This is a genomic window from Chitinophaga filiformis (assembly GCF_023100805.1).
In the GTDB taxonomy this organism is placed as follows: Bacteria; Bacteroidota; Bacteroidia; order Chitinophagales; family Chitinophagaceae; genus Chitinophaga; species Chitinophaga filiformis_B.
The window spans coordinates 1360449-1383577 of record NZ_CP095855.1 but is presented as its reverse complement, the minus strand read 5'-3'; the positions used below and the strand labels follow the sequence as shown (position 1 = coordinate 1383577).

At 46.6% G+C, this 23129-nt stretch carries 19 protein-coding genes; 12 read left to right on the top strand and 7 right to left on the bottom strand.

What is annotated here, in order from left to right:
- Positions 1–115 precede the first annotated feature (115 nt).
- The 5 genes from MYF79_RS05795 (at position 116) to MYF79_RS05775 (ending at position 4080) form a co-directional block, all read left to right on the top strand.
- Positions 116–856 (top strand): Bax inhibitor-1/YccA family protein, encoded by a 741-nt coding sequence (locus tag MYF79_RS05795; protein ID WP_247812972.1) that lies wholly within the window; start codon positions 116–118, stop codon positions 854–856.
- Positions 857–1174: 318 nt separating this feature from the next.
- Positions 1175–1492 (top strand): carboxypeptidase-like regulatory domain-containing protein, encoded by a 318-nt coding sequence (locus MYF79_RS05790; RefSeq protein WP_247812970.1) that lies wholly within the window; start codon positions 1175–1177, stop codon positions 1490–1492.
- A 149-nt stretch (positions 1493–1641) separates the two neighbouring features.
- Positions 1642–2400: a head GIN domain-containing protein gene (locus MYF79_RS05785; RefSeq protein ID WP_247812969.1), complete on the top strand. Its 759-nt coding sequence runs from the start codon at positions 1642–1644 to the stop codon at positions 2398–2400.
- Between the two features lie 20 nt (positions 2401–2420).
- Positions 2421–3092 (top strand): RNA polymerase sigma factor, encoded by a 672-nt coding sequence (locus tag MYF79_RS05780; RefSeq protein ID WP_247812968.1) that lies wholly within the window; start codon positions 2421–2423, stop codon positions 3090–3092.
- 4 nt (positions 3093–3096) lie between these two features.
- Positions 3097–4080 carry a FecR family protein gene (locus MYF79_RS05775; RefSeq protein ID WP_247812967.1) on the top strand — a complete coding sequence of 328 codons (984 nt, stop codon included), beginning with the start codon at positions 3097–3099 and terminating at the stop codon, positions 4078–4080.
- Between the two features lie 63 nt (positions 4081–4143).
- Here MYF79_RS05775 and MYF79_RS05770 read toward each other — a convergent pair whose 3' ends face one another.
- The 7 genes from MYF79_RS05770 to MYF79_RS05740 form a co-directional block, all read right to left on the bottom strand.
- The gene (locus tag MYF79_RS05770) at positions 4144–5445 is read right to left on the bottom strand and encodes a 2'-5' RNA ligase family protein (protein ID WP_247812966.1); all 1302 of its coding nucleotides are present in this window, start codon (positions 5443–5445) and stop codon (positions 4144–4146) included.
- Between the two features lie 9 nt (positions 5446–5454).
- Positions 5455–6720 (bottom strand): kynureninase, encoded by a 1266-nt coding sequence (gene kynU / locus MYF79_RS05765; RefSeq protein WP_247812965.1) that lies wholly within the window; start codon positions 6718–6720, stop codon positions 5455–5457.
- 114 nt (positions 6721–6834) lie between these two features.
- A complete protein-coding gene (locus MYF79_RS05760; RefSeq protein ID WP_199654753.1) occupies positions 6835–7620 on the bottom strand; it encodes a TIGR00266 family protein in 786 nt (261 codons plus the stop codon).
- A gap of 174 nt (positions 7621–7794) precedes the next feature.
- A complete protein-coding gene (locus tag MYF79_RS05755) occupies positions 7795–11361 on the bottom strand; it encodes an efflux RND transporter permease subunit (RefSeq protein WP_247812964.1) in 3567 nt (1188 codons plus the stop codon).
- A gap of 17 nt (positions 11362–11378) precedes the next feature.
- On the bottom strand, positions 11379–12485 hold the full coding sequence (locus MYF79_RS05750; RefSeq protein ID WP_247812962.1) for an efflux RND transporter periplasmic adaptor subunit: 1107 nt from the start codon (positions 12483–12485) through the stop codon (positions 11379–11381).
- A 35-nt stretch (positions 12486–12520) separates the two neighbouring features.
- Positions 12521–13888 carry a TolC family protein gene (locus tag MYF79_RS05745; protein ID WP_247812961.1) on the bottom strand — a complete coding sequence of 456 codons (1368 nt, stop codon included), beginning with the start codon at positions 13886–13888 and terminating at the stop codon, positions 12521–12523.
- 13 nt (positions 13889–13901) lie between these two features.
- Entirely contained in the window at positions 13902–14513 is a 612-nt protein-coding gene (locus tag MYF79_RS05740; RefSeq protein ID WP_247812960.1) for a TetR/AcrR family transcriptional regulator, read from the bottom strand.
- 330 nt (positions 14514–14843) lie between these two features.
- Here MYF79_RS05740 and MYF79_RS05735 point away from each other — a divergent pair, with 330 nt between their 5' ends.
- The 7 genes from MYF79_RS05735 (at position 14844) to MYF79_RS05705 (ending at position 23068) form a co-directional block, all read left to right on the top strand.
- Positions 14844–15482 carry a DUF502 domain-containing protein gene (locus MYF79_RS05735; protein WP_247812959.1) on the top strand — a complete coding sequence of 213 codons (639 nt, stop codon included), beginning with the start codon at positions 14844–14846 and terminating at the stop codon, positions 15480–15482.
- A 71-nt stretch (positions 15483–15553) separates the two neighbouring features.
- A complete protein-coding gene (locus MYF79_RS05730) occupies positions 15554–16504 on the top strand; it encodes a zinc dependent phospholipase C family protein (protein WP_247812958.1) in 951 nt (316 codons plus the stop codon).
- A gap of 184 nt (positions 16505–16688) precedes the next feature.
- Complete coding sequence (serC, locus tag MYF79_RS05725) at positions 16689–17759, top strand: 3-phosphoserine/phosphohydroxythreonine transaminase (protein ID WP_247812957.1); 1071 nt, start codon at positions 16689–16691, stop codon at positions 17757–17759.
- 144 nt (positions 17760–17903) lie between these two features.
- Positions 17904–19145 carry a DUF1015 domain-containing protein gene (locus tag MYF79_RS05720; RefSeq protein WP_247812956.1) on the top strand — a complete coding sequence of 414 codons (1242 nt, stop codon included), beginning with the start codon at positions 17904–17906 and terminating at the stop codon, positions 19143–19145.
- 467 nt (positions 19146–19612) lie between these two features.
- Positions 19613–20692, top strand: coding sequence for a tetratricopeptide repeat protein (locus MYF79_RS05715; protein ID WP_247812955.1), 1080 nt, complete (start codon positions 19613–19615; stop codon positions 20690–20692).
- A gap of 39 nt (positions 20693–20731) precedes the next feature.
- Entirely contained in the window at positions 20732–22390 is a 1659-nt protein-coding gene (paaN, locus tag MYF79_RS05710) for a phenylacetic acid degradation protein PaaN (protein ID WP_247812954.1), read from the top strand.
- Between the two features lie 15 nt (positions 22391–22405).
- Complete coding sequence (locus MYF79_RS05705; RefSeq protein ID WP_247812953.1) at positions 22406–23068, top strand: YceI family protein; 663 nt, start codon at positions 22406–22408, stop codon at positions 23066–23068.
- Positions 23069–23129 lie beyond the last annotated feature (61 nt).

Sequence of the window (23129 nt, the reverse complement as noted above, 5' to 3'; positions counted from 1 at the left end):
GCTGTAACACTACAGCTGATTATCAGTAATTTACTCCTTATATTATAACTACAACTAATAAATAGCGATTAATTATGATCGAAATTGTAATTTAGTGTGACTAAATTTTTTTTACATGGCATTATTTCAATCCAATAACCCTGTATTTAATGAAAAAGTACTTCAGAAAGCGGGATCCTCCCACGCTGAAGGCACAATGACCATCAAAGGGACAATCAACAAAATGGCCTTCCTGTTAGTACTGGTGCTGGCAGCAGCAGTATACGCATGGGGTGCTCCTGCAAGACAACAAGATATTATGCCATTCCTGTGGGGCGGTGCGCTAGGCGGCTTTGTACTAGCCATCATCATCACCTTTAAGAAGGAATGGGCACAGTACCTGGCGCCAGCCTATGCACTGGCAGAAGGTTTATTCCTGGGTGTTATCTCTGTTTTATATAGCAATTTATACGAAGGTATTGTACTGCAGGCTGTGGGTATCACCTTTGCCACTTTCCTGGCCATGCTTATACTGTACAGAGCCCGCATCATTCGTGCTACAGAGAAATTCAAAGCAATCGTCTTTACCGCTACTGCCGGTATTGCATTGTTCTACCTGCTGGCATTTGTGCTGAGCTTCTTCAATATCCATATACCTTTCCTGCATGAGGGAAGCACTATCGGTATCATATTCTCCCTGGTGGTAGTTACTGTGGCTGCATTGAACCTCATCATCGATTTTGATCTTGTTGAGACTGGTGCTGCACAAGGTGCTCCCAAGTACTTCGAATGGTATGCATCTTTCGGTATACTGGTAACCTTGATCTGGTTGTACCTTGAGATACTCCGTCTCTTATCCAAACTCAACAAAAGATAATATTCTCTTAATAGAATAGATAGAAGAAAAGCCCGCACAAATGTGCGGGCTTTTTGTTGGCAGGATGCTCCAATTTGTTGCCCCGCTTCTCCATTCTGACATGACCATTTTGCATTTCATGTCAGGCATTTGTTAAGGCTATATCCTTTAGTGTTAAAGCCTTCGTAAAGGAATGTTAAAAACCATTACATAAACTTATTATAGCGCCGGTGGCATGGTAATTGATTTTTATTACTCAGTTCTTTAAATCTAATCTCAGGCAAATATGCTTCACACCACAAGGCTATACTTAATCGTATCACCCTTAAATCTGACAAAATGAGATCAGTCAAAGTGAGCATATTCGCTCTTGTAGCCGCAGCTATAGCAGTACTCGCCTTCCGTAATACGGACGGGGGGACTATATCCGGCAAGGTAACGCCCCTGGATGGGGCCAGCATGGTCTGGGCCATCTCAGGTGCAGATTCGTTGAAAGCGGACATAGCTGACGGAACGTTCAGCCTGCAGGGCGCAGCGGTCGGCACATATACAGTGGTCATTGGTGCGAAACAACCTTTTAAGAATGTGACCATCTCTGATGTAAAAGTGGATGAGGGAAAAGTGACCGACCTGGGCGAGATTAAATTAGAACAATAAATAACGAAAGCAATAGTTGGTTTTCATAGGGGTTAATCAAAAAGCCGGTTCCATACGTCTGTATGGCCGGCTCTTTTTTTTATGACATACCTGGCCCTTTTAGGGGTAACAGTTTCCTCCGCCGTTATAGTATAAAGCCCCTTTGACATATGAAAAAGGTCAATAATAGAAAACGTGTCCTCTATAACAGATGGAAAACAATCGGGTGGGAATTGCTGTTACTGGTAATTTTTAATATCATGCTGGCATCCTGCGATAAAGAGCGCTTGTCCGGCTCCGGTTATGTGATCAGTGAAACCCGGCAAACAGGTGTGTTCACCGATGTAGATGTTGATGGTCCCATGCACGTGCATCTCGGGCAGGGAGCCCCTGCACCGGTGCAGATCACCGCTGAAGACAACCTGATGCGCGTTATCGATACCTATGTTAGTGGTACTACCCTGCATGTGCGCATCAAACGTGGCGTCAGCTTACATAACACCAGGGATATTGATATTTATCTTAAATCGGCCACCTACAATTCCGTATTTTTCACCGGCTCGGGCAGTGTAGAAAGCCTGGATACCATCAGAACAGACAGATTTGAATACAGGTTGGATGGTAGTGGTAATGCCCGGCTCCCCATCGTGACAGACAGGCTGGAGACAGAGATCAACGGAAGCGGCAGTATCCAGCTTAATGGCAGCGCCCATACTTTCAACAGCAATATTGACGGCAGCGGGGACCTCCGGGGAATGGATTTTTATTGTGAGGATGCCGATATATCTGTCAAGGGTTCCGGTGGACATACACTAAACGTATCCCACTCGCTCGATGTTAGTATACGCGGCAGCGGAGAGGTGAGATACAGGGGCACAGCAGTAGTCAGGACAGACATTTCCGGATCAGGAAAAGTAATTAAATTATAATTTTTTCGAAAACGTCACACATGCAGGCTAGCTACATAGCAGCATTTTCAGGTACTGCCAGCAGTTTTGTGAGCAGGAATAAGGACAAAACCTATTTTTGTACTATGCCGGAAAATGCACAACTACAAAAACTTTTACAGGAAAATGAAGAGGCCTTCATGGAAACACTCTTCAGGACCTATTTTTCCTTTGTCTGTAAGACAATTTACCGCATTGTTCAGGACAATGCCACCGCTGAAGATCTTGCACAGGATGTGTTTATAAAGATCTGGAACCGCCGCTCCGAGCTTCAGCAGGTTTATTTTAAGGCTTATTTGCATAGAGCAGGTATTAATATGGCACTGGATTATATTGATAAAAACAAACGCAGAGGGGTTCATATGCCTATAGAGGATTATATGGAACCTGTTCAGGCAGCCCCACAAGGAGGCAGCCTGCAGCAAACCACCCGGCATATTCAGCAGGCTATTGACAAACTCCCTGAGAAATGTCGGGAAATATTCATACTCAGCCGTTATGAAGAGCTCTCCTACAAGGAAATTGCGAGCACACTCAATATATCAGTTAAAACAGTGGAAAACCAGATGATCACCGCCCTGAAAAAGCTCAGGGTGTCACTGCAGGACTACCTGCATGTGATCGTACTATTTCTGGCAGGCGCCGCTATTTATCCTTTACTTTTACAATTTTAACAGCATGTCATACACCTTTGACCACATAGAAACGTTGATTGCGCGCTCGCTGGAAGGCAATCTTACCCCAGCAGAGCAGGAAGAGCTGCAAAGCTGGCTGGAGGAAGATGACGCAAACCGCCGGTATTACGGAGAACTGCAAAAGACCTGGGAGCTGACCGGTACTGCCGACGCAGACATAACACCAGATATCGAAATGAACTGGGCCAGCTTTAACAGAAAGCTACAGGCAGACGTTCAGCCTACCGGTGTTGTACGCAGTTTCCGCTGGTTTGCATTCCGTGCTGCAGCCGCTGTACTCTTACTGGGAGGTGCAGCTACCACCTGGTACATGCTGAACGCCCCTAAAGATATTACCGTACAAACAGCAGCCAACGAGACCAATATCATCGCACTGCCCGACGGCACCAGGGCATTCATTAACAAGAATAGCAGCCTGCGTTACGCCAGCAACTTTAAAGATGGCGAAAGGGCCATCCACCTGGAAGGGGAAGCATTTTTTGATGTAGTGAAAGATGAAGCCCATCCCTTTGTTGTCTATACCTCCAACACAAGAACACAGGTATTGGGTACTACCTTCGATGTAAAAGCTTATGCTGTACAGCCGGTGGAAGTATTCGTACTGACCGGGAAAGTAGCTGTATCAGGACAGGAAAAGCAATCAAAAGAAGTAGTATTGACAGAAGGCAGGAAAGTTACATTTGGAAAAGATCAGGAGTTGGCGGAAGATGCTATTTCCAACCACGATTTCATTGCCTGGAAGGATAATATCATGGTCTTTAACGACGAACCTATCCGTAACGTGATCAGGAAAGTAGAAGCGTTATATGGAGTAAAGATCGTAGCAGAAGAAAGTGTGGCTGAGTATAGCATTAAAACAAGGATAACCCCGGATCAGCCGCTGGAACAGGTATTGGATGTGATTGCGGCAAGTGCTACCGCCAATTGGGAAAAAGAAGGGAATGTATATAAGCTGAACAGGAAATAACAGCAATTGTAAATAAGCAAAATAAAAAAAGGTGGTCTGTTTGACAGACCACCTTTTTTATTATCAGGCTCCACCCAGTTTGCATTTCTGCAAAACTTCCCAGGATTTGCCATTATGACGGAGGAAGTACAGGTTATTCACCTTGAATGTAGCTTTATACTCCTGATTTTCGTACTCAGGCCATGCTTTTTCAAACTGCGCATCTTCCAGGTCTTTGAAGGCCACGGTCACATGCGGAGTAAAGCCGGTACGAGCCAGCATAGTACTGAAACCAAACTCCTTACGCAGGAAGTTGATCAGCTGTCTGTGCAGGGCGCTCATGGTTTCGCTCTTTTCCACGTTGATGAACAGAACGCGGTTCTGTTTGTTCGGGAAGGTACCGAAACCATTGAGTGAAACCTCGAACGGAGCTTGTGATTTAGCGAATTCCGCCAGTTCATCACAGAAAGCTTTTTCCAGTGCCGGATCTGCTGTGAAAGGCACCTGGAGGGTGATATGCGGCAATACTTTCAGCGCATATACAGGTCCATATTTCTCAGCAAATTCCTGCTTTATTTTAATGATCTCCTTACCTACTTCAGCAGTAGGGAGTAAGGCGATAAAGTAAATCTTGTTGTCAGGTTTTGGTGTAAACGGTTTTCTACCACCACCAAAGCTTGGACGGCCGCCGCCACGGTTTCCACCACCGCCGCCACGATTGTAGCCACCGCCACCACCGCCGCGATTGTAGCCACCGCCACCGCCGCCGCGGTCGTAACCACCACCACCGCCGCCACGATTATAGCCGCCACCACCGCCACCGCGGTCGTAACCACCACCACCGCCGCCGCGATCGTAACCACCACCGCCGCCACCGCGATTGTAGCCGCCACCACCGCCACCGCGGTCGTAACCACCACCACCGCCACGATTGTAGCCGCCACCACCGCCACCGCGGTCGTAACCACCACCACCGCCGCCACGATTGTAGCCGCCACCACCGCCACCGCGGTCGTAACCACCACCACCGCCATCACGGTTGTAACCACCGCCTTCACGGTCGCCATATCCGCCACCACGGTTGTAGCCGCCACCACCATCACGGTCGTAGCCACCGCCACCGCCGTAGCCTCCATTGTCGCGCGGGCGATATCCACCGCCACCGCCGCCATCACGATCCCCACGATTGTAACCGCCACCGCCTTCACGGTCAGAGTTAAAAGGTCTGTCATTATCCCGGTTGTAACCACCGGGTCTACCCTCTCTTTCACTATTAAAATCGGGTTTGAAGTAACCGCTTGGTCTCTCCTTATTGGGATCTTGGTCTTTGTCTGCACCAGGAGGAGAGTAGGGCCTGCGGGGGCGTTCGTTTCTCTCAAAAGTCATCTTACTTAATTAAGCGTTTGAATCAATATTAGCTATGATTTCATAAAAATGAAATACGTCTCCATAAGAGTTATATAAGGGCGCCGGTGAAATGCGAATTACTCCGGGTTCCCGCCAGTCGACGATTATACCGGCGTCAGTCATCTTTTGTTGGATTTCTCTCCCTTTTTCATGGAAAAGCAAAGATAATTGAGCACCGCGTTCCTTACAATTTTTTGGCGTAATTATTTCAAATTTTATGTTTTCTATATGTTTTAACAGGAATTCAAGATAATTGGTGAGTTTAATGCTCTTATCTCTTAAAGCTGCCATCCCAGCGGACTCAAAAAGTTCCAGTGAGGCTTTTAATGCTACCATGTTAAATACCTGTGCCGTGCTAATTTGCCAGCCTTCTGCACGGCTTTTGGGTTTAAAACCCTTCTCCATTTTAAAACGGGTACTTTCTTCGTTGCCCCACCAGCCACCTAGTCGTTGCCGGTTTGTATCTCGGGCATGTCTTTCATGTATAAATGCTCCACCTACAGCGCCGGGGCCTCCATTTAAATACTTATATGAGCACCAAACGGCAAAATCTACTTCCCAGTCATGTAACTTCAAAGGTACGTTTCCTACTACGTGTGCCAGGTCGAACCCGGCGACAGCCCCAACTCTATGGGCTGCTTCCGTAATGGACTGCATATTAAACAATTGGCCGGTATAATAGTTTATTCCCCCCAATAATATTATTGCTAAGCTACTACTTTCCCGCGCAATTATTTCAAAAATATCTTCCTCTCTTATCAAATATTCGCCCGGTCGGGGAGCTACTTCTATTATCGCTGTCTCCGGATCAAAACCATGCATCCGCACCTGCGTTTCAACAGCATATTGATCACTTGGAAAGGCGCCGGCTTCCATCAATACCTTAAACCGCTCCTTTGTCGGACGGTAAAAGCTCATCAGTAATAAATGCAGATTTACTGTAAGCGTATTCATTACTGTCAGCTCTTCCTGGCTGGCTCCAACTATATCAGTTAACGGTTTACTGCAATATTGCTGGTAATAAAGCCACGGATTCTCAGCATTCCAATATCCTTCTACTGCATGATGTTGCCAATCAGTCAATTCCTGTTCTATGGCCGGTCTTACTTTTTTGGGCTGTAATCCTAAAGAGTTTCCGCAAAAATAAATCGCATCCTTTCCATTTCTCTGGGGGAAATAAAATTGTTCCCTGTGCGTCTTTAATGGGTCCGATTGGTCCTGCTCTTCAGCAAACTGCCTTGATAGTTCAAACATATTTCAAAATTCCAGGTTTCTCTTACCCGATCCCGTTTATTCCTGTACTCTACTTAAAAAAATGAGTACTTTTCCCTGCCTGGGGCAAACGGAACCGCTATAACGTGTCTCCAATCAGTCTCCGTCCAGTAAATTGCCTAACCCTCCTAGTATACTGCCTTCCTCCTTGCGCTTCCCTGTGCCGTAAGAAACCAGTCTGGCGGCCATTCTGCTGATAGGTAAGGATTGTATCCAGACTTTACCTGGACCTCTTAACGTGGCAAAGAACAAACCTTCGCCACCGAAAACCATATTTCTGATGCCTTTTACAAATTCAACGTCAAAATGTACCCCTGAAGTATACGCTACCACACATCCCGTATCAATTTTTAATACCTGCCCCGGCAGTAACTGCTTCTCTATCACCATCCCTCCAGCATGCACAAATGCCATACCATCTCCTTCCAGCTTCTCCATTATGAAGCCTTCCCCGCCAAAAATTCCGGTTCCCAACCTTCTCTGCCATTCTATGCCAATACTAACACCTTTCGCTGCACATAGGAACGCATCCTTCTGACAGATTACTCTGCCGCCCATCTGAGCCAGGTCCATCGGAATGATCTTACCGGGATACGGAGCCGCAAAACTAACCTTCTGCTTGCCATTACCCACATTGGTAAAAGCGGTCATGAACAGGCTCTCCCCTGTCAATATCCTTTTACCGGCTGACATTAATTTACCTAAAAGCCCCTGATTAGATTGTGAACCGTCCCCGAACATTGTTTGCATCTGAATCTCCTGGTCCATCATCATAAAACTGCCGCTTTCTGCAATAGCAGTCTCCTGTGGATCCAGTTCTATCTCGACAATCTGTATTTCTTCGCCATAGATACGGTAATCTATTTCATGGTTGCGTCGCATAGCGTATTGATAATATTAATCAGGTTAACAATAATGGTTCTTCTACGTCAAAAATAAGTAATTGAAATCGCAGTCAATTGTTAAAGTTTGTTAAGGTGTAAAAAAAGAAACCGTCCCGTGGATACGGGACGGTACCTGTTAAACCTACAACTGTTACACTGTATATAGTGTGAACTAAACTCTTTCGTGTATCTTCTTATCTTGATGATGCCTGTGAACATGCTTCTCAGCTTCGGCATCATCTTCTCCGTTCGGGAAGAAATGATAAGGCTTAGGCGATACATATCCCGGATCATGCATCTTACGCACCATTTCCTTCTTCATGGCCAGCTTCAGGCCCAGCACCAGGAAAGGCACATATTTCAGGGCACGCGGCATCTTGTAATAGTCCAGTACATCAATGGAACGCTTGTTCATTGCGTACATCACCGGTACAAGGATCAGGGTCAGGAAAGTGGCAAACACCAGTCCGTATACCATTGTCCAGGCCAGCGGCCCCCAGAATGCTACGTTGTCGCCTCCAAAGAAGATATGTGGTTCAAATGAAGAGAACAAGCTGGCAAAGTCAATATTGAATCCAACCGCCAATGGTATCAGGCCCAGGATCGCGGCTATAGCCGTCAGCAATACCGGCGTCATACGGGTTCTTCCCGCTTCCACCACCGCTTCATATACCGGCATCTTCTGTTGTACCAGCAGGTCTGTGAACTCTACCAACACAATACCATTACGTACCACAATACCTGCCAGGGCCATAATACCCACACCTGTCATTACAATCGATATATCCATTCCAAAGATGGCAAAGCCCAGGAACACACCGATAATAGAGAACAATATCTCCATGAAGATAACAAGCGGTCGTCCGATAGAGTTGAACTGCGTCACCATAATCATCAGGATCAGGCCAAAGGCGCCCACCATTGCCAACCCTAGGAAGTTGGATGTCTCCTGCTGGTCTTCCTGTTCTCCTGTCATTTTCACCGTGATACCCGGCGACTTAGGAAAGTCATTCAATGCTGTCTGGATCTGCTGTACTACCTCGTTGGTATTATAGCCTGTCAGTACATTGGAATATAATGTTACAACACGCTTCTGATCGATGCGCTTAATGCTCGCATACGTATTGGAATACTTAATATCTGCTACTGCTGATAATGGCACCTGACGGATCGCTCCTGCCATGTTCATGTCGCGGTATACCAGGTTCAGGTTCATCAGGGTATTGATATTGTTACGCTGATCTTCCCTGAACCGCACCATGATCTTGTAATCATCTTCCGGATCACGGAACTTGGAGGCCTCCTGTCCGTACAACGCTGTACGCAGCGCCATACCGATCGTAGTAGTGGATATACCCTCTCTGTTCGCACGCTCACGGTCAATATTCACCAGGATCTCAGGCTTATTACTCTGGAAGTCTGATTTCAGCTCTTCCACCCCTCCGATCTGCAGTGAGTCCAGGTAGCGTTTTATCTTTTCGGAAGCTATCGTCAGCTCTTCAAACTCGTCGCCGGCAATCTCGATGTTGATCGGCTTACCCGTTGGCGGGCCTCCCTGCTCCTGTTCTACCGTAATATCAACGCCCGGAATACCCCTTACCGCCTTACGGATCTTGTCAAGGTATTGTACAGTTGATTGTCCGTTACGTTTCCCAAACTCTACAAAGGCTACCGTCACCTTACCCTTATGTGGCTGCACGCTCATATCCATCTGGGAAGGATCTCCCGCACCTACCGCTACGTTGGAGATGATAGATTCCACGATCGGATTCTTCCTTCCTACTACAGCAGTGATCTTGTTTTCGATAATATGGGTGACAGAGTCTGTATACTTCTGATCAGTACCCATCGGCAGCTCTATATATGTATAGATGAAGTTAGGATCTGCCTGTGGGAAAAATACCACCTTAGGACTGCGGATCACGGTCAGCATGATACTGAACACCAGCAACCCGAAAGTACCCACCAGTATCCATACCGGACGCCATCCTACGAGGCACCATTTAAGGATACGTCTGTAACGTTCCTGCACACGCGGCCATATATTGCTCTGGAAACGACGGGCTACGCCACCCAGCCAGAAGCGCTCAAGTAAGATCATCAGGTACAGGAATACGGTAAAGTTGCCTAAACCAGGATTCCCGGCCGCATACCCCAGTAGTGCAATGAAAGCAAATACAATGGTAAGTATCATGAACTTCCTGGTGAAACGCGGCTTAGGATGATTCTCCCCTTCATGACGGTCCATGAAGTCAACCGCAAACACAGGATTTATAATATAGGCCACTATCAATGAAGCACCCAGTGTAGTGATCAGCGTTACCGGCAGGAAGAACATAAACTTACCGATAATGCCAGGCCAGAACAACAGTGGAAAGAATGGCGCCAGTACCGTCAGCGTTCCGGAGAACACAGGCAGGAACACCTCCCCTGCTGCCACTTTCGCAGCCCTCACAATACCCAGGTCCTTTCTTTCATAGAAGATACGGTGCACATTCTCGATCACTACGATCGCATCATCCACCACGATACCCAATGCCAGCAGGAAGGAGAACAACACCATCATGTTCAGTGTGAAGTCGTACGCAGGCATCAGCAGGAAGGCAATGAACATGGAGATCGGTACAGACAGCGCCACAAAGATGGCGTTCACCGCTCCCATAAAGAACATCAGGATCACTGTTACCAGTAAGAAACCGATGATGATCGTATTGATCAGGTCATGTAAGGTAACACGTGTTGAGTTGGACTGATCTGCCGTGATCGTTACATCAAGTCCGGCTGGCAGATAATCCTTCTTCATTTCATCGATGATTACACGGATCTTATCGGAAGCATCGATCAGGTTCTTACCGCTTTGTTTGATAACGTTCAGCGTAATTACATTCTTTCCATCCAGGCGTGCATAGCTTTCCTGCTCTTCAAAGCCATCCACTACTTCGGCAATATCTTTCAGATATACCACAGCACCTGACATACTACGGATGACGATATCACGGATCTTGGATGCATCCTTGTATTCACCCTTCACACTCAATGTACGCTTCTGCCCATCCATAGATACCAGGCCACCGGAGATGGTACGGTTTTCCATAGCGATCGCATTCGCAACATCATCAAAGCTGATCCTCGCTGCATCCATTTTATATTTGTCTACATTGATCTGGATCTCTCTTTCCAATGCACCGACAATGTCCACACGGGTGATCTCATTCAATGCTTCAATGCGGTCCTGCATTTCGTCTGCATACTTCTTGAGCGATTGCAGGTCAAAATCACCGGACAGGTTCACGTTCATAATAGGTATCTGCGATACATCTATCTTAATGATCTGTGGTTCCTGTGTAAGGTTATTAGGCAGGTCCTTCTTTGCATCATCCACTTTTTCACGCACCTCCTGCCGGGCCGTTTCCATATTCTCACTGGCTTCAAATTCTATGGTGATAGCGGAGTAGTCCTGCATGGAAGTACTCTTGATGGATTTCACACCAGAGATACCTCCCAATTGTTTTTCGATAGGCTTTGTCACCAGTGTTTCCATATCTTCAGGAGATGTACCGCTATAAATGGTACTGATATAGAACTGGGGGAACACTACCTCCGGAAACTGTTCCTTCGGCAGGCTCTGATATGACAAGATACCTGCAAGGGCCAGGATAATGGTGGCAACATAAATGCTCACCTTATTATCTATCGACCAGCTGGTGGGTTTAAATTCTTTATTCAGATTGTCTTGCATAAACCAGGTTTAGAGTATTAAAGCTGGATAAGGTCATTGTCGTTCAATCCCTGGTAACCGATAGTCACTATCTGTTCACCAGCCTGCAGTCCAGTCTTGATTTCAGCCTTATCATTATAGGTACGTCCCATTTCGATCTCCCTTCTCTTGGCGATCAGTTTACCGCCCTGGTTCTGAGCCAGGATCACATAAGGTTTGCCAAGGGAATACTGGATAATGTTTACCGGTACCACTACCGCCTTCGGTGCTACATAGTCCACAATCTTCAGACGTGCCACCATATTCGGACGCAGTGCAGGATCGTTCTGTAAAGGTATTTCCACTCTGATGGTGCGGCTTACCGGATCGATCACTTTTGAAGCAAAGCCTATTCTTGTACGGATCTGTTTATTGATATCGGGAAAATCAAGCACCACCTGATCGCCGGTCTTTACCTTACTGGCATAGGCTTCAGCAACATTTGCCACTATACGCAGGTTGCTGCCATTTACCACACGGAAGGCAGGGCTGCCCGGAGCTGCATTATCTCCCAGCTTAACGATCACCGCATCTACGGTACCATTAATAGGTGATATGATCCTTGTCTGGCCCATCTGATCCTGCAGGGTAGCTACTCTCCTTTCGAGGGACTCCTTCTGGGTCTTCGCATTCAGGTACTGTACTTCAGAACCGATCTTCTGATTCCAGAGGTTCTGTTGTTTCTGGAACAAGGTATTGGCCAGATCCAGCTGCGTACGCAGTTCAGCCATATTGGCTCTCAGTATCTGGTCGTCTACCTGGGCCAAAGCCTGTCCTTTGGTTACAGACTGACCTTCTTTTACATGTATAGCAGTAACGATGCCGGGCACCTTGGAAGACACGTTCACATTCTCTCTTGCATCTACGCTTCCCTGCACATCTATGTAATGTTCGAATAAAGTATCTTCCACAGCGGTTACCACTACTGATTTCTTTTTTGTTTCAGTGGTATCCGTCTTCTTCATGCTCTTCTCCAGTGTAGCGATCTGTTGTTTCAGATCAGCCTCCTTTTTTTTGAGTTCCGCCAGTTTAGCCTCCGGCGAAGGCGCGCTGCACGCGGCCATAAGAGTGACGATCAACAGAGCGGGACGATATATCTTGGACATAATAATAAGAGTTAATAGTTTGTTGTAGTATTGGCTTACAGTTTTCCGTACGCTTTCAGGTAATCCACTTTCGCGATCGCAGCGTTGTACAGTGCATTGAAATAATTGTTCTGTGCTGTGAGCAGTTCATTTTCTGCAGTACTCATTTCCAGACTGGACCCTACCCCTTCACGATACTTGATCTGTGTGGTATTGTACACCTCCTGTGCCAGCTGCATGTTGCTTTCCTGTGCTTCCAGTGTCAGGATGTTATTCCTGAGGTTGGAAGTGGATTGCGCCTGCTCCATATCAATACCCAGTTTGGTATTCTCCAGGCTGATCTCAGCTTTCTTTACCTGCAGGAAAGCCTGATCTTCCTTACGTCTGCGTTGTAACCCGCCGAAAATGGTAAACGACAGGTTTACGCCATACCCCACATATCCATACCAGGTCTGACGGTCGAAATAATTAAAAACGTCACTCGCGCGGCTCATACCTGCTGTACTGAACAGGGACAGTGTAGGTAGTACTCCCAGCTTATAGCGTTTCAGATCATATTCATATGCTTTCCGTTGTGCCTGCAACAGCTGGTATTCGATGCGCTGTGAATAATCGAAATGCTCCGATGCTACGGCAGATTTGATCTCTGCAGTGGTAAGCGTATCTGTGAGCGTGATAGGTTGCTGAATGGGCATTCCCATCTGGTATTTCAACGCGGCAATCCCTACTTCTGTTACATTACGGAGCTTTGTTTCCTCAGTACGAAGATTGGTGAGTTGTACCACCAGCCTGTCTACATCCAGCTTTTCAGCAAGACCGTTCTTATAGATCTCCCTGGTTTCACCCAGCAGTTTGTCGAGGTTGGCAATGTTATTGGCAAGAATGTCCAGTGCACGGCGTGCGGAAAGCACATTATAATACGCCTTATACACATTTACCTTTACATCGATCTCTGATTTTTGTACGCTTTTGGCAGCAAGCTGCTCCAGCGTTTCACGGGCCTGCAAAGCCACCAGTACGCTGGGATCGAACAACACCTGTTTCAGTGTTATTTCACCGATCACATTAAACTTCAGGCCGAATGAAAAAGGCACCAGTGTGCCTTTGGGTACGGTATCACTGAAGTTGGAGGCATCGATCAATTGTTTCTGTACAATCGGGTTATGCTGGAACGTTCCTGAACCAGCCAGAGAGGGCAGGGCCAGGCCGCTTACTTCTTTATTCTTGGCCAGCTGGACGAGTTCATCCAGTTTGGCGGTACGCACAGTAGCCTGGTTGGCCAGTGCGTAATCTACTGCCTGTTTTACAGACAGCGGGACATTTTCCTGCAGCGGTGGTTTCGCCTGCTGCTGGGCCATCCCATAGTGAAAGATCAGCAGCAGCAGTAATCCGGTCAGTCCTGCGTGCTTTTTGTCAAGTTGCATAAAGGTCATTGGTTTATTTCTGTAGTTGTAGTTTGTTCTCTTCTACCCGTTTATACCCTTCAGGCGATACCAACCCATAAAGGAAATGTTCCAGCACAATGCACTGTACTTTACTCATATCATACTTCCCGAAAGGAAATATCTCCGGCTGAAAACATAACATAGAGGTTGCCAGGCGATACTGCGTCATAATTCCAATGTCAAAGTCTGACCGGTACAATCCTTCACGCACGCCTCTTTCAAGATTCTGCCTCACGGTTTTCTGCATATTGGTATTCATGTACTCCTGGAACACCTGGTAAGCTTTGGTATGGAACTTCTGAAGATCGAACAGGATGATTGGGTTCATGTTACGGAAGCTCTGGTCGATCATTTTCATGACCAGGAACAGTTCGTCAATTGCATTTGAGGCCATCTCCTGGTTCTCATTACACTCTTTATCTATCCTGTTGAGATAGCGGCTGATGGCATGCACCACCAGCTCGTCCTTATCAGCAAAATGAGCATACAGGGTCTTTTTGGACACTCCCATTCGTTGGGCAATATCATCCATGGTGATTGAGCGTGTTCCGAATTGACAGAACAGACTGAATGCAGTATCCAGAATACGTTCCTGTATTTCCATTTTGTGATTGTATGTGCGTTCTTGGTTTATTCTTTAATCCTTACAATGGCGGCTGTTGGTTCCGTCCTGGCTTCATAGTTTTCTGGTGGTCTCCAACTTGATTTGCGATGCTGGAACAAAACTATGGAAACTTTTTAAACCGCAAAAGTTTCCAACGTAATTATTTTTAATATAGTTATCCAGTAGCCGGATACTTATCTGATAAGGGATTGTTTCACAGCTTTATACACATCCGCTCTGAAGGATAAAATAAACAATGTAACTTTGACGCCGTCAGATATTCAATTTCCTGGGGTTCCCGGATTATTCACGTATTTGCACTTAAATAATATGTCTCCTAAAAAACGTATTAAGCTTCTGGCGGCCCGCGTATTACGGTATTTCTTCCAGGGCTTACTGATACTGGCCCCCATTGGTGTTACCGCGCTGACATTGTACTGGGTTTTCATCACGATTGACAACATTATTCCCAGGGACATCGTACCTGTGGATGCTCCGCTGAAATACCTGCGCTATAAAGGGGTAGGATTCGTACTGGTGCTTGCACTGGTGATCATGGTCGGTTACCTGAGCTCATCCTTCATTGTAAGCCGCATTTTCGCCTTGTTTGATCATTTGCTGGAAAGGACGCCTTTCATTAAATATATATATACTTCTGTAAAGGATGTCTTTGATGCCTTTGTAGGCGAGAAAAAGAAATTCGACCATCCGGTACTGGTACAGATCTATGGTGTGGACGTCTGGGAAATGGGTTTCATCACCCAGGCGGACGTATCCAGCCTGGGCCTGGAAGGATATACCGCGGTATATGTACCACATGCCTATGCCATTACCGGGAAGGTATTTATCGTGCCTGTCAGCAAGGTACGGCCGCTTACCAATATCTCTGCCGGTGAGGCCATGAAGTTTGCTGTCAGCGGCGGTGTAACAAATATTGAGGTACACGAGAAAAAAGAAACGCACGCTTAGTCTCAACATTTTTATCTAATATTATAAACGGAGCCCGCTGGCTCCGTTTTTTGTTAACCATATATTTAAAGATGATCATACACCAAATCTGCTGGACAATAAGTCTGTTAACCGTCCTTTCCCTTCCTGCTCATGGCTGGGGTTTCTTTGCACATCAGCGTATTAACCGGCTGGCGGTATTTACATTGCCTCCGGAGATGCTGGTATTCTATAAACCTAACCTGGAGTATCTCGCTACACATGCCACGGATGCAGATAAAAGGCGGTATATTATCCCGGAAGAAGGGCCACGGCATTACATCGATATAGATCATTACGGCCAGGCGCCCTTTCCGGACCTGCCACGCTCCTGGCAGGAGGCAGTGCTGCGTTTCACGGCAGATACCCTGAACAGGTATGGCATCCTACCCTGGTACATAGGGCAGATGATGTCCAGGCTCACACAGGCCTTCCGCGAATGTGACGCAGATAGGATCATGAAGCTCAGCGCCGACATAGGCCACTACATAGGCGATGCACATGTACCATTACACGCCTGCTCCAATCATAACGGACAGCTGACAGGACAACAGGGCATCCACGGTTTGTGGGAATCCCGAATCCCCGAATTGATGGCAGATAGAACATTCCGCTACTGGACGGGCAAGGCTGGATACATAAAGGATATCAGTGCCCATACCTGGCAAATCGTATTGCAAAGCGCCATGGCGGCGGATACTGTATTGAAGCTGGAAAAGATGTTGAGCAACAGGTATACATCCGGCAGGAAATTTGCGTACGAAAAGCGCAATGGAAAACTGGTAAGAAACTACGCGACAGCTTATGTAAAAAACTATTATTCTTTGTTGGGGGACATGGTAGAACGTCGTATGAGGGATGCGATCAGCACTACAGCCAGCTATTGGTACACAGCCTGGGTCAATGCAGGCATGCCGCCTTTAAATGAGCTTCAGCACTGCAAAGTAGCTGATGAGCCTATTCAGCAACCTGTAACAGGTATGATTGGCAGACAGGAGGGCTAAAAACCTCTCGTCAATTAATTTCGATTTTAAAAAAATATAAATTATCTTTGTTAGTACTATCTTTTTAGCCTTATCCTACACGCGTTCAGCATCATAAGTGAAATGCCATACTTTTTTTTCCATTCCTCTGACAAAACCAAACAAAGTGGAACAAGCAAACAATTTATTTAACTTAGAACGACCTATGAAGGTGCACAATTTTAACGCAGGGCCTTCCATATTGCCGAATGAAGTGCTGTACAAGGCCAGTAAAGCTTTGATTGACTTTGAAGGTTCAGGAATGTCAATTTTAGAAATAGGGCATAGAACACCGCTGTTTCAGGCTGTACTGGATGAGGCAAGGGATCTTGTAAGAGAGCTGATGCAACTCGACGAAGACTTCGAGGTGCTTTATCTTCACGGGGGTGCGAGCACGCAGTTCATGCAGATACCCATGAACCTCCTTGAAAATGATGGCACGGCATCTTACATCGATACCGGCGTATGGAGCAATAAGGCGATCAAAGAAGCCAAGTTATATGGCTTCGTGGATATAGCTGCCAGCTCTAAAGACAGCAGTTATAACCACATCCCCAAACAGTTTAATGTTTCCCCGAAATCTTCTTACCTCCACATCACGACCAACAATACCATTTATGGTACGCAGTGGCATAAGATCCCGGAAACAACTGTTCCATTGATCGCAGATATGAGTAGTGATATTCTGAGCCGTCCAATGGACTTTAACAAGTTCTCGCTCATCTATGCAGGTGCACAGAAGAACATGGGCGCTGCCGGTACTACACTCGTTGCTGTTCGTAAAAGCATGCTGGGTAAGGTAAGCCGTAAGATTCCCACCATTCTGGATTACCGCAATCATATTGAGAACGGTTCGATGTTAAACACCCCTCCCGTATTTGCTATCTATATCTCCATGCTCACACTCCGCTGGCTGAAAGACCAGGGTGGCGCGGCGGCTATGGAGAAACAGAATGAAAAGAAGGCAGCACTGCTCTACAGCGAGATCGATCAGAACCCGCTGTTCCGTGGTACCGTACAGAAAGAGGACAGGAGCCGTATGAACATATCGTTCATCATGGACAAACCTGACCTGGAGGAGGAATTCCTGAAATTCTGCAAGAAAGAAGATATAGTAGGTATTAAGGGACACCGTCTGGTAGGTGGTTTCCGCGCCTCTTTATATAATGCCCTGCCTTACGAAAGCGTGGAAGTACTGGTGGAAGCCATGAAGTACTTCAGCCTGAAAAAGGCATAGTAACTTAGTATATAGTAATATCATATAAACAAAGGGTCCTGTTCAACACAGGGCCCTTTGCTTTTTCCGGCAATCTAATCACAGACAAGTACTTAGACGGGAAAAATTAATTAGTTACTTTTGCGGCCTAACAATTTTAATATCATGGCAATCATCAGACCGTTCAGAGGACTAAGACCTACTCCGGAACTTGCAGACAAAGTAGCTGCACGCCCTTACGATGTGCTTAGCGCAGCAGAGGCCAAAGCAGAAGCTGCCGGTAACCAGTACTCGTTTTACCATGTTTCCAAATCGGAAATTGACCTTCCGGAAGGTACCGATGTATACAGCCAGGCTGTATATGATAAAGCCGCAGAGAACCTGCAGAAGTTTATCAAAGAAGGCACCCTGTTCCAGGACGATGCTCCCGCCTACTACATTTACCGCCTCATCATGAATGGCCGTACACAGACTGGCCTGGTATGTGCATCCTCGGTATCCGATTACAACCAGGGCATTATCAAGAAACACGAATTTACACGTCCTGATAAAGAACTGGACCGCATCAACAATATCAAAACCACCCGTGCGCAGACAGGAAATGTGTTCCTGGCCTATAACGATGTTCCGGAAGTGAACTCCCTCATTGACCATTGGGTAAGCAATCATGCGCCTGCATACGACTTCACTGCTGCCGATGGTATCCAGCATACAGTTTGGGTAGTGAATGAAACTCCTGCTATCAATGAGATCACCTCCCTTTTTGCATCCAAAGTACCTCATACCTATATTGCAGACGGGCATCACCGCGCGGCGTCAGCTTCACTGGTACAAAAGGAATTTGAAGAGAAACAGATGATCTCTCTGGATGACCCGGCCAATTACTTCCTGACCACCATCTTCCCTGCCAGTCAGCTGGTGATCCTGGATTACAACAGGCTGGTAAAAGACCTCAACGGGCTATCCAAAGACGAGCTGCTCTCCCGCCTGGAATACGACTTTACGGTTGAATCTATCGGTCACCTGCCACAATCGCCCAGCATGCTGCATGAATTCAGCATGTACCTGGAGGGCAACTGGTACCGCCTGGTAGCCAAGGAAGGCACCTACACTACAGATCCTATCGGCATCCTGGATGTAACCATCCTTTCCAATAATGTCCTGGACAAGATCCTGGGTATTAAAGATCAGCGTACAGACAAGCGTATTGACTTCGTAGGCGGCATCCGTGGCTTGCAGGAACTGGTGAAAAGAGTGGACAGCGGCGAAATGAAAGTCGCTTTTGCCCTGTATCCGGTTACTATCCAGCAACTATTCGACATCGCAGACAGTGGCAATGTAATGCCTCCGAAAAGCACCTGGTTCGAACCAAAACTGCGCGACGGGCTTATTTCCCAGATGATTTAATTTTCTTTACAATATATTACAACGCCTGCCGGGAGTCACCATACTTCCCGGCAGGCGTTCCTGTTTTTTACCTTAGCAATGGCCTTGCTGTGGCCTCACTATTCGGTGGAGGCTACTACCTACAGGCTCTTTTCTATAGCATTTTAGGCACTGTTCTATAGCGAACGCTATAGAATAGTAGGTGAAATGTAGGACTATAGCGCCTATAGGTAGGAAGCGGTAGGACAGTTGCACCGAATCTCCACCGAAGTCGTGAGCCGGTGCAGCACCATTTTAGACCGGTTAAAGGCACGTTACGAGACGTATTTCCCATAAACAAACGTCATTAACAAACCATAATTGGGCTCCGCCCGGAGTCCCCATAGTTGTAGCCCCGGGTTTTCCCCCGGGATTGAAAATGAATAGATGTGCCCCACTGAATGTTTGGCACATTTTTTCTTTATTTTTACAGCAAACGTCTGACAGGCATGAATATGAGGGCATCTTTATTGAAAATGGGCTTATTTACAGCCATATTATTTTCATCTGTAATAAGTGTATCCGCCCAGGATGCGCGGGAATTATATACTACAGCTACAGGATTTATACGCGATGGCGACTACTCCAATGCGATATTGGTACTGAATCAGGCGTTACAACAGGAGCCTGATAATATTGAGTTTAAGAAACAACTTGGTTTTGCCTATTACCTCCAGGGAGATATGAACAAGGCCAAAAACATTATAGAGCCCCTGCTCAATAAAAAAGAAGCCGATGAACAGACGTTCCAGATAGCCGGCAACATTTATCAATCCAGGCAGGAGTGGAAAACAGCCCAGAAGCTTTACGAAAAAGCACTGCGTAAATTTCCGGAAAGCGGGGAACTGTATAATGACAACGGACAGTTGCTCATGTTCCTGAAAGTATTTGAAGGAGGTATGGGTAGTTACCTGAAAGGCATTGAAAAAGCACCTAACTTCTCCAGCAACTACTACAACGCTATCAAGGCTTATGCGTATATGAACAATCCTGTATGGGTGATCATTTACGGGGAAATATTTGTGAACCTGGAAAGTTATACAGCACGTACCGCAGAAGTAAGGACGCTCCTGCTGGATGCCTATAAATCATTGTACAACGATCCCTCCCTGCTGACAAGGGCAATAGAAGACGAGAACGATCAGAAAGGCAAGAAGAAATCAGGCGCAGACTTCATTAACGCTTACAAAGCTTCCATGGGCAAGCAGGCCAGCGTTGTTATGTCAGGTATAGATCCGGAAACGCTGATCATGTTGCGCACACGTTTCCTCCTCGACTGGTACAACTTTGCCGGTATAAAGTACCCATATGCACTGTTCGATTTTCAGCGCAGCCTGTTGAAACAGGGTATGTTTGAAGCTTACAACCAGTGGATGTTCGGTCCCGTAGCCAATCAGCCGGCCTACAGAGCCTGGACCACCATGCACAAGGCAGAATATGACACTTTTCTACAATATCAACGTAATCACCCATTGAAACTGAGACCGGACGAATATTACAATGACAACAAGTTTTCATTGGCAAGGTGATTGGACCATTAGCAGGTAATCAATTCACAAATTCCACATATGTTTAACATCAAGCACCAAAACACAATTGAAAGCGCCGTTAAGGCGAATCATGAACGGGCATTCTATTCGCAGTACCCGGAGCACCCCAAAGCCTATGGCGAAAATGCAGCAGAACAGGGCGAAGCCCGGTATAAAGACCTGCTGCAGAAGCCCTATAAGCAATTGCTGCAAACGGGAGAAACTACCTGGGCAGGAGAAGAAGTTTCTCCTTTTACCCGGGAGGCCCTGGGCATCACCTATCCCCTTTTTACCGCCGACGAACTGGTAGGCAGGGCGATAAGTGCAGCTCCGCAATGGCGTAATACACAGGTAGACGTACGTGCTGATATATTGGTAGAAACCCTGGAAAGCATCAAGGAACGCTTCTTTGATATTGCATATGCCACTATGCATACTACCGGCCAGAGTTTCATGATGAGTTTCCAGGCATCCGGCCCCCATGCCAATGACAGGGCGCTGGAAGCGATCGCTATGGGTTACTATGAAGGCAACCGTTATCCCGCTTCCCTGATCTGGGAAAAACCCATGGGTAAGACATCCCTGCAACTGAAAAAGAATTTCCGGGCTATTCCCAAGGGCGTAGGACTGGTGATCGGCTGTTCCACATTCCCGGTGTGGAACTCACTGCCAGGCATTTATGCCGACCTGGTAACAGGTAACCCTGTGATCGTAAAGCCACATCCCAAAGCCATCCTGCCTATCGCCATAGTGGTAAGCGCTATCCAGCAGGTATTGCAGGAAAAAGGCTTTAGCCCTAATCTCTGCCAGCTGGCATCAGATACTTCCGCAGCCCCCATCACGAAAACGCTGTGTGAACATCCCGGCATTCAGCTGATAGACTATACCGGCAGCAGCCAGTTTGGAAATTATGTGGAATCACTGCCCGACAAGACCGTTTTTACAGAAAAGGCCGGGGTCAACTCCGTTATACTGGATAGTGTGGCAGATGTCGATGCTGTAATGCAGAACCTGGCATTTTCAGTATCCCTTTATTCGGGGCAAATGTGTACCGCTCCGCAGAATTTTTTCATCCCCGCACAGGGTATTACTACTGCTGCAGGGAAACTTTCCTTTGACGAAGTGGTACAAAAGTTCAGAGATGCTGTTGTAAGCCTCGTAAACAACCCTAAAATGGGTGCAGGTACACTTGGGGCCTTACAGAACGAAAACACACTGGAACGGGCTCATAATGCCGGCAAACTGGGCGCAAAAGTCATCCTGGAAGGTCAGCCGCTGGTAAATGAAGAGTTTACCCGTGCACGTGGTTGCACACCTGCGATACTGGAAGTGGGTAGTGAAGATAAGCACATCTTCGAGCAGGAATTATTTGGCCCGGTTTTGTTGCTGATAAAAACGAAAGATACCAATGAATCTATACAGCTGGCCCGGCAGATGGCGCAGCAGCACGGAGCCATTACCTGCGCTGCCTATACAACCAGCCCGGAAGTTAAAGAAAAGATAACTGAAGAGATGAATAGTGTATTTACACCGGTATCATTTAACTTTACCGGATTCATCTGGGTAAATCAACACGCGGCGTTCTCTGATTTTCATGTGACGGGAGGTAATCCTGCGGGAAATGCGAGCTTCACCAATCCGGAATTCATCCTGAGAAGATTCGTATGGGTAGGGAACCGGGAGGTGGCCGGTAGCTGACCGAATAATTTGTTTATGAAATATATACTTTCCATCATGCTGATCATTTTTGTGGCTGCCTGCGAACAGGCGCCCAAAGCTGATAAAGCAACTATTACAGAAGCTCATCCGGTAAAAGAGAGCGTAGGAAGCCCATACCTGGTAGATACCGTTAACAGTGAAATACAGTGGATCGGTACCAAACCAACGGGGAAACATGTTGGCCTTTTTAAGATACAGGAAGGAAAACTGTTAGTAAAAGACACCGCTATTACGGGCGGAAATATCATTATTAAAATGAATTCCCTCGAAAATATAGACCTGTCCAAAACAGATACTACACTCAAACGCAAACTGGAAAACGAGTTAAAAGGCCCACTGTTCTTCGATGTGAACACATTCCCTGTAGCTACCTTCGAGATCACCAGTGTGTCTGATTTTTCTCCTTCTGTAGGTAATGAAGTATTAATGAAGAACGCAAATTATACCATACAAGGTAATCTGACTATTAAGAATATCACTAAAAATATCTCCTTCCCGGCTATCATCAGATTTGAAAAGAACGAGATAAGCGCCATGGCCAATTTCAATATCGACAGGACCCTCTGGGGTATGACCTACAGGGCAGACAAGTCCATGCAGGATAAACTGATCAATTCCGCAGTGAACATTGAATTCAGGCTGAAAGCGAAAAAATAAGTGAAGTGATTATAAATAGAAATGCCGCGGATCTATCCGCGGCATTTCTATTTATAATCAC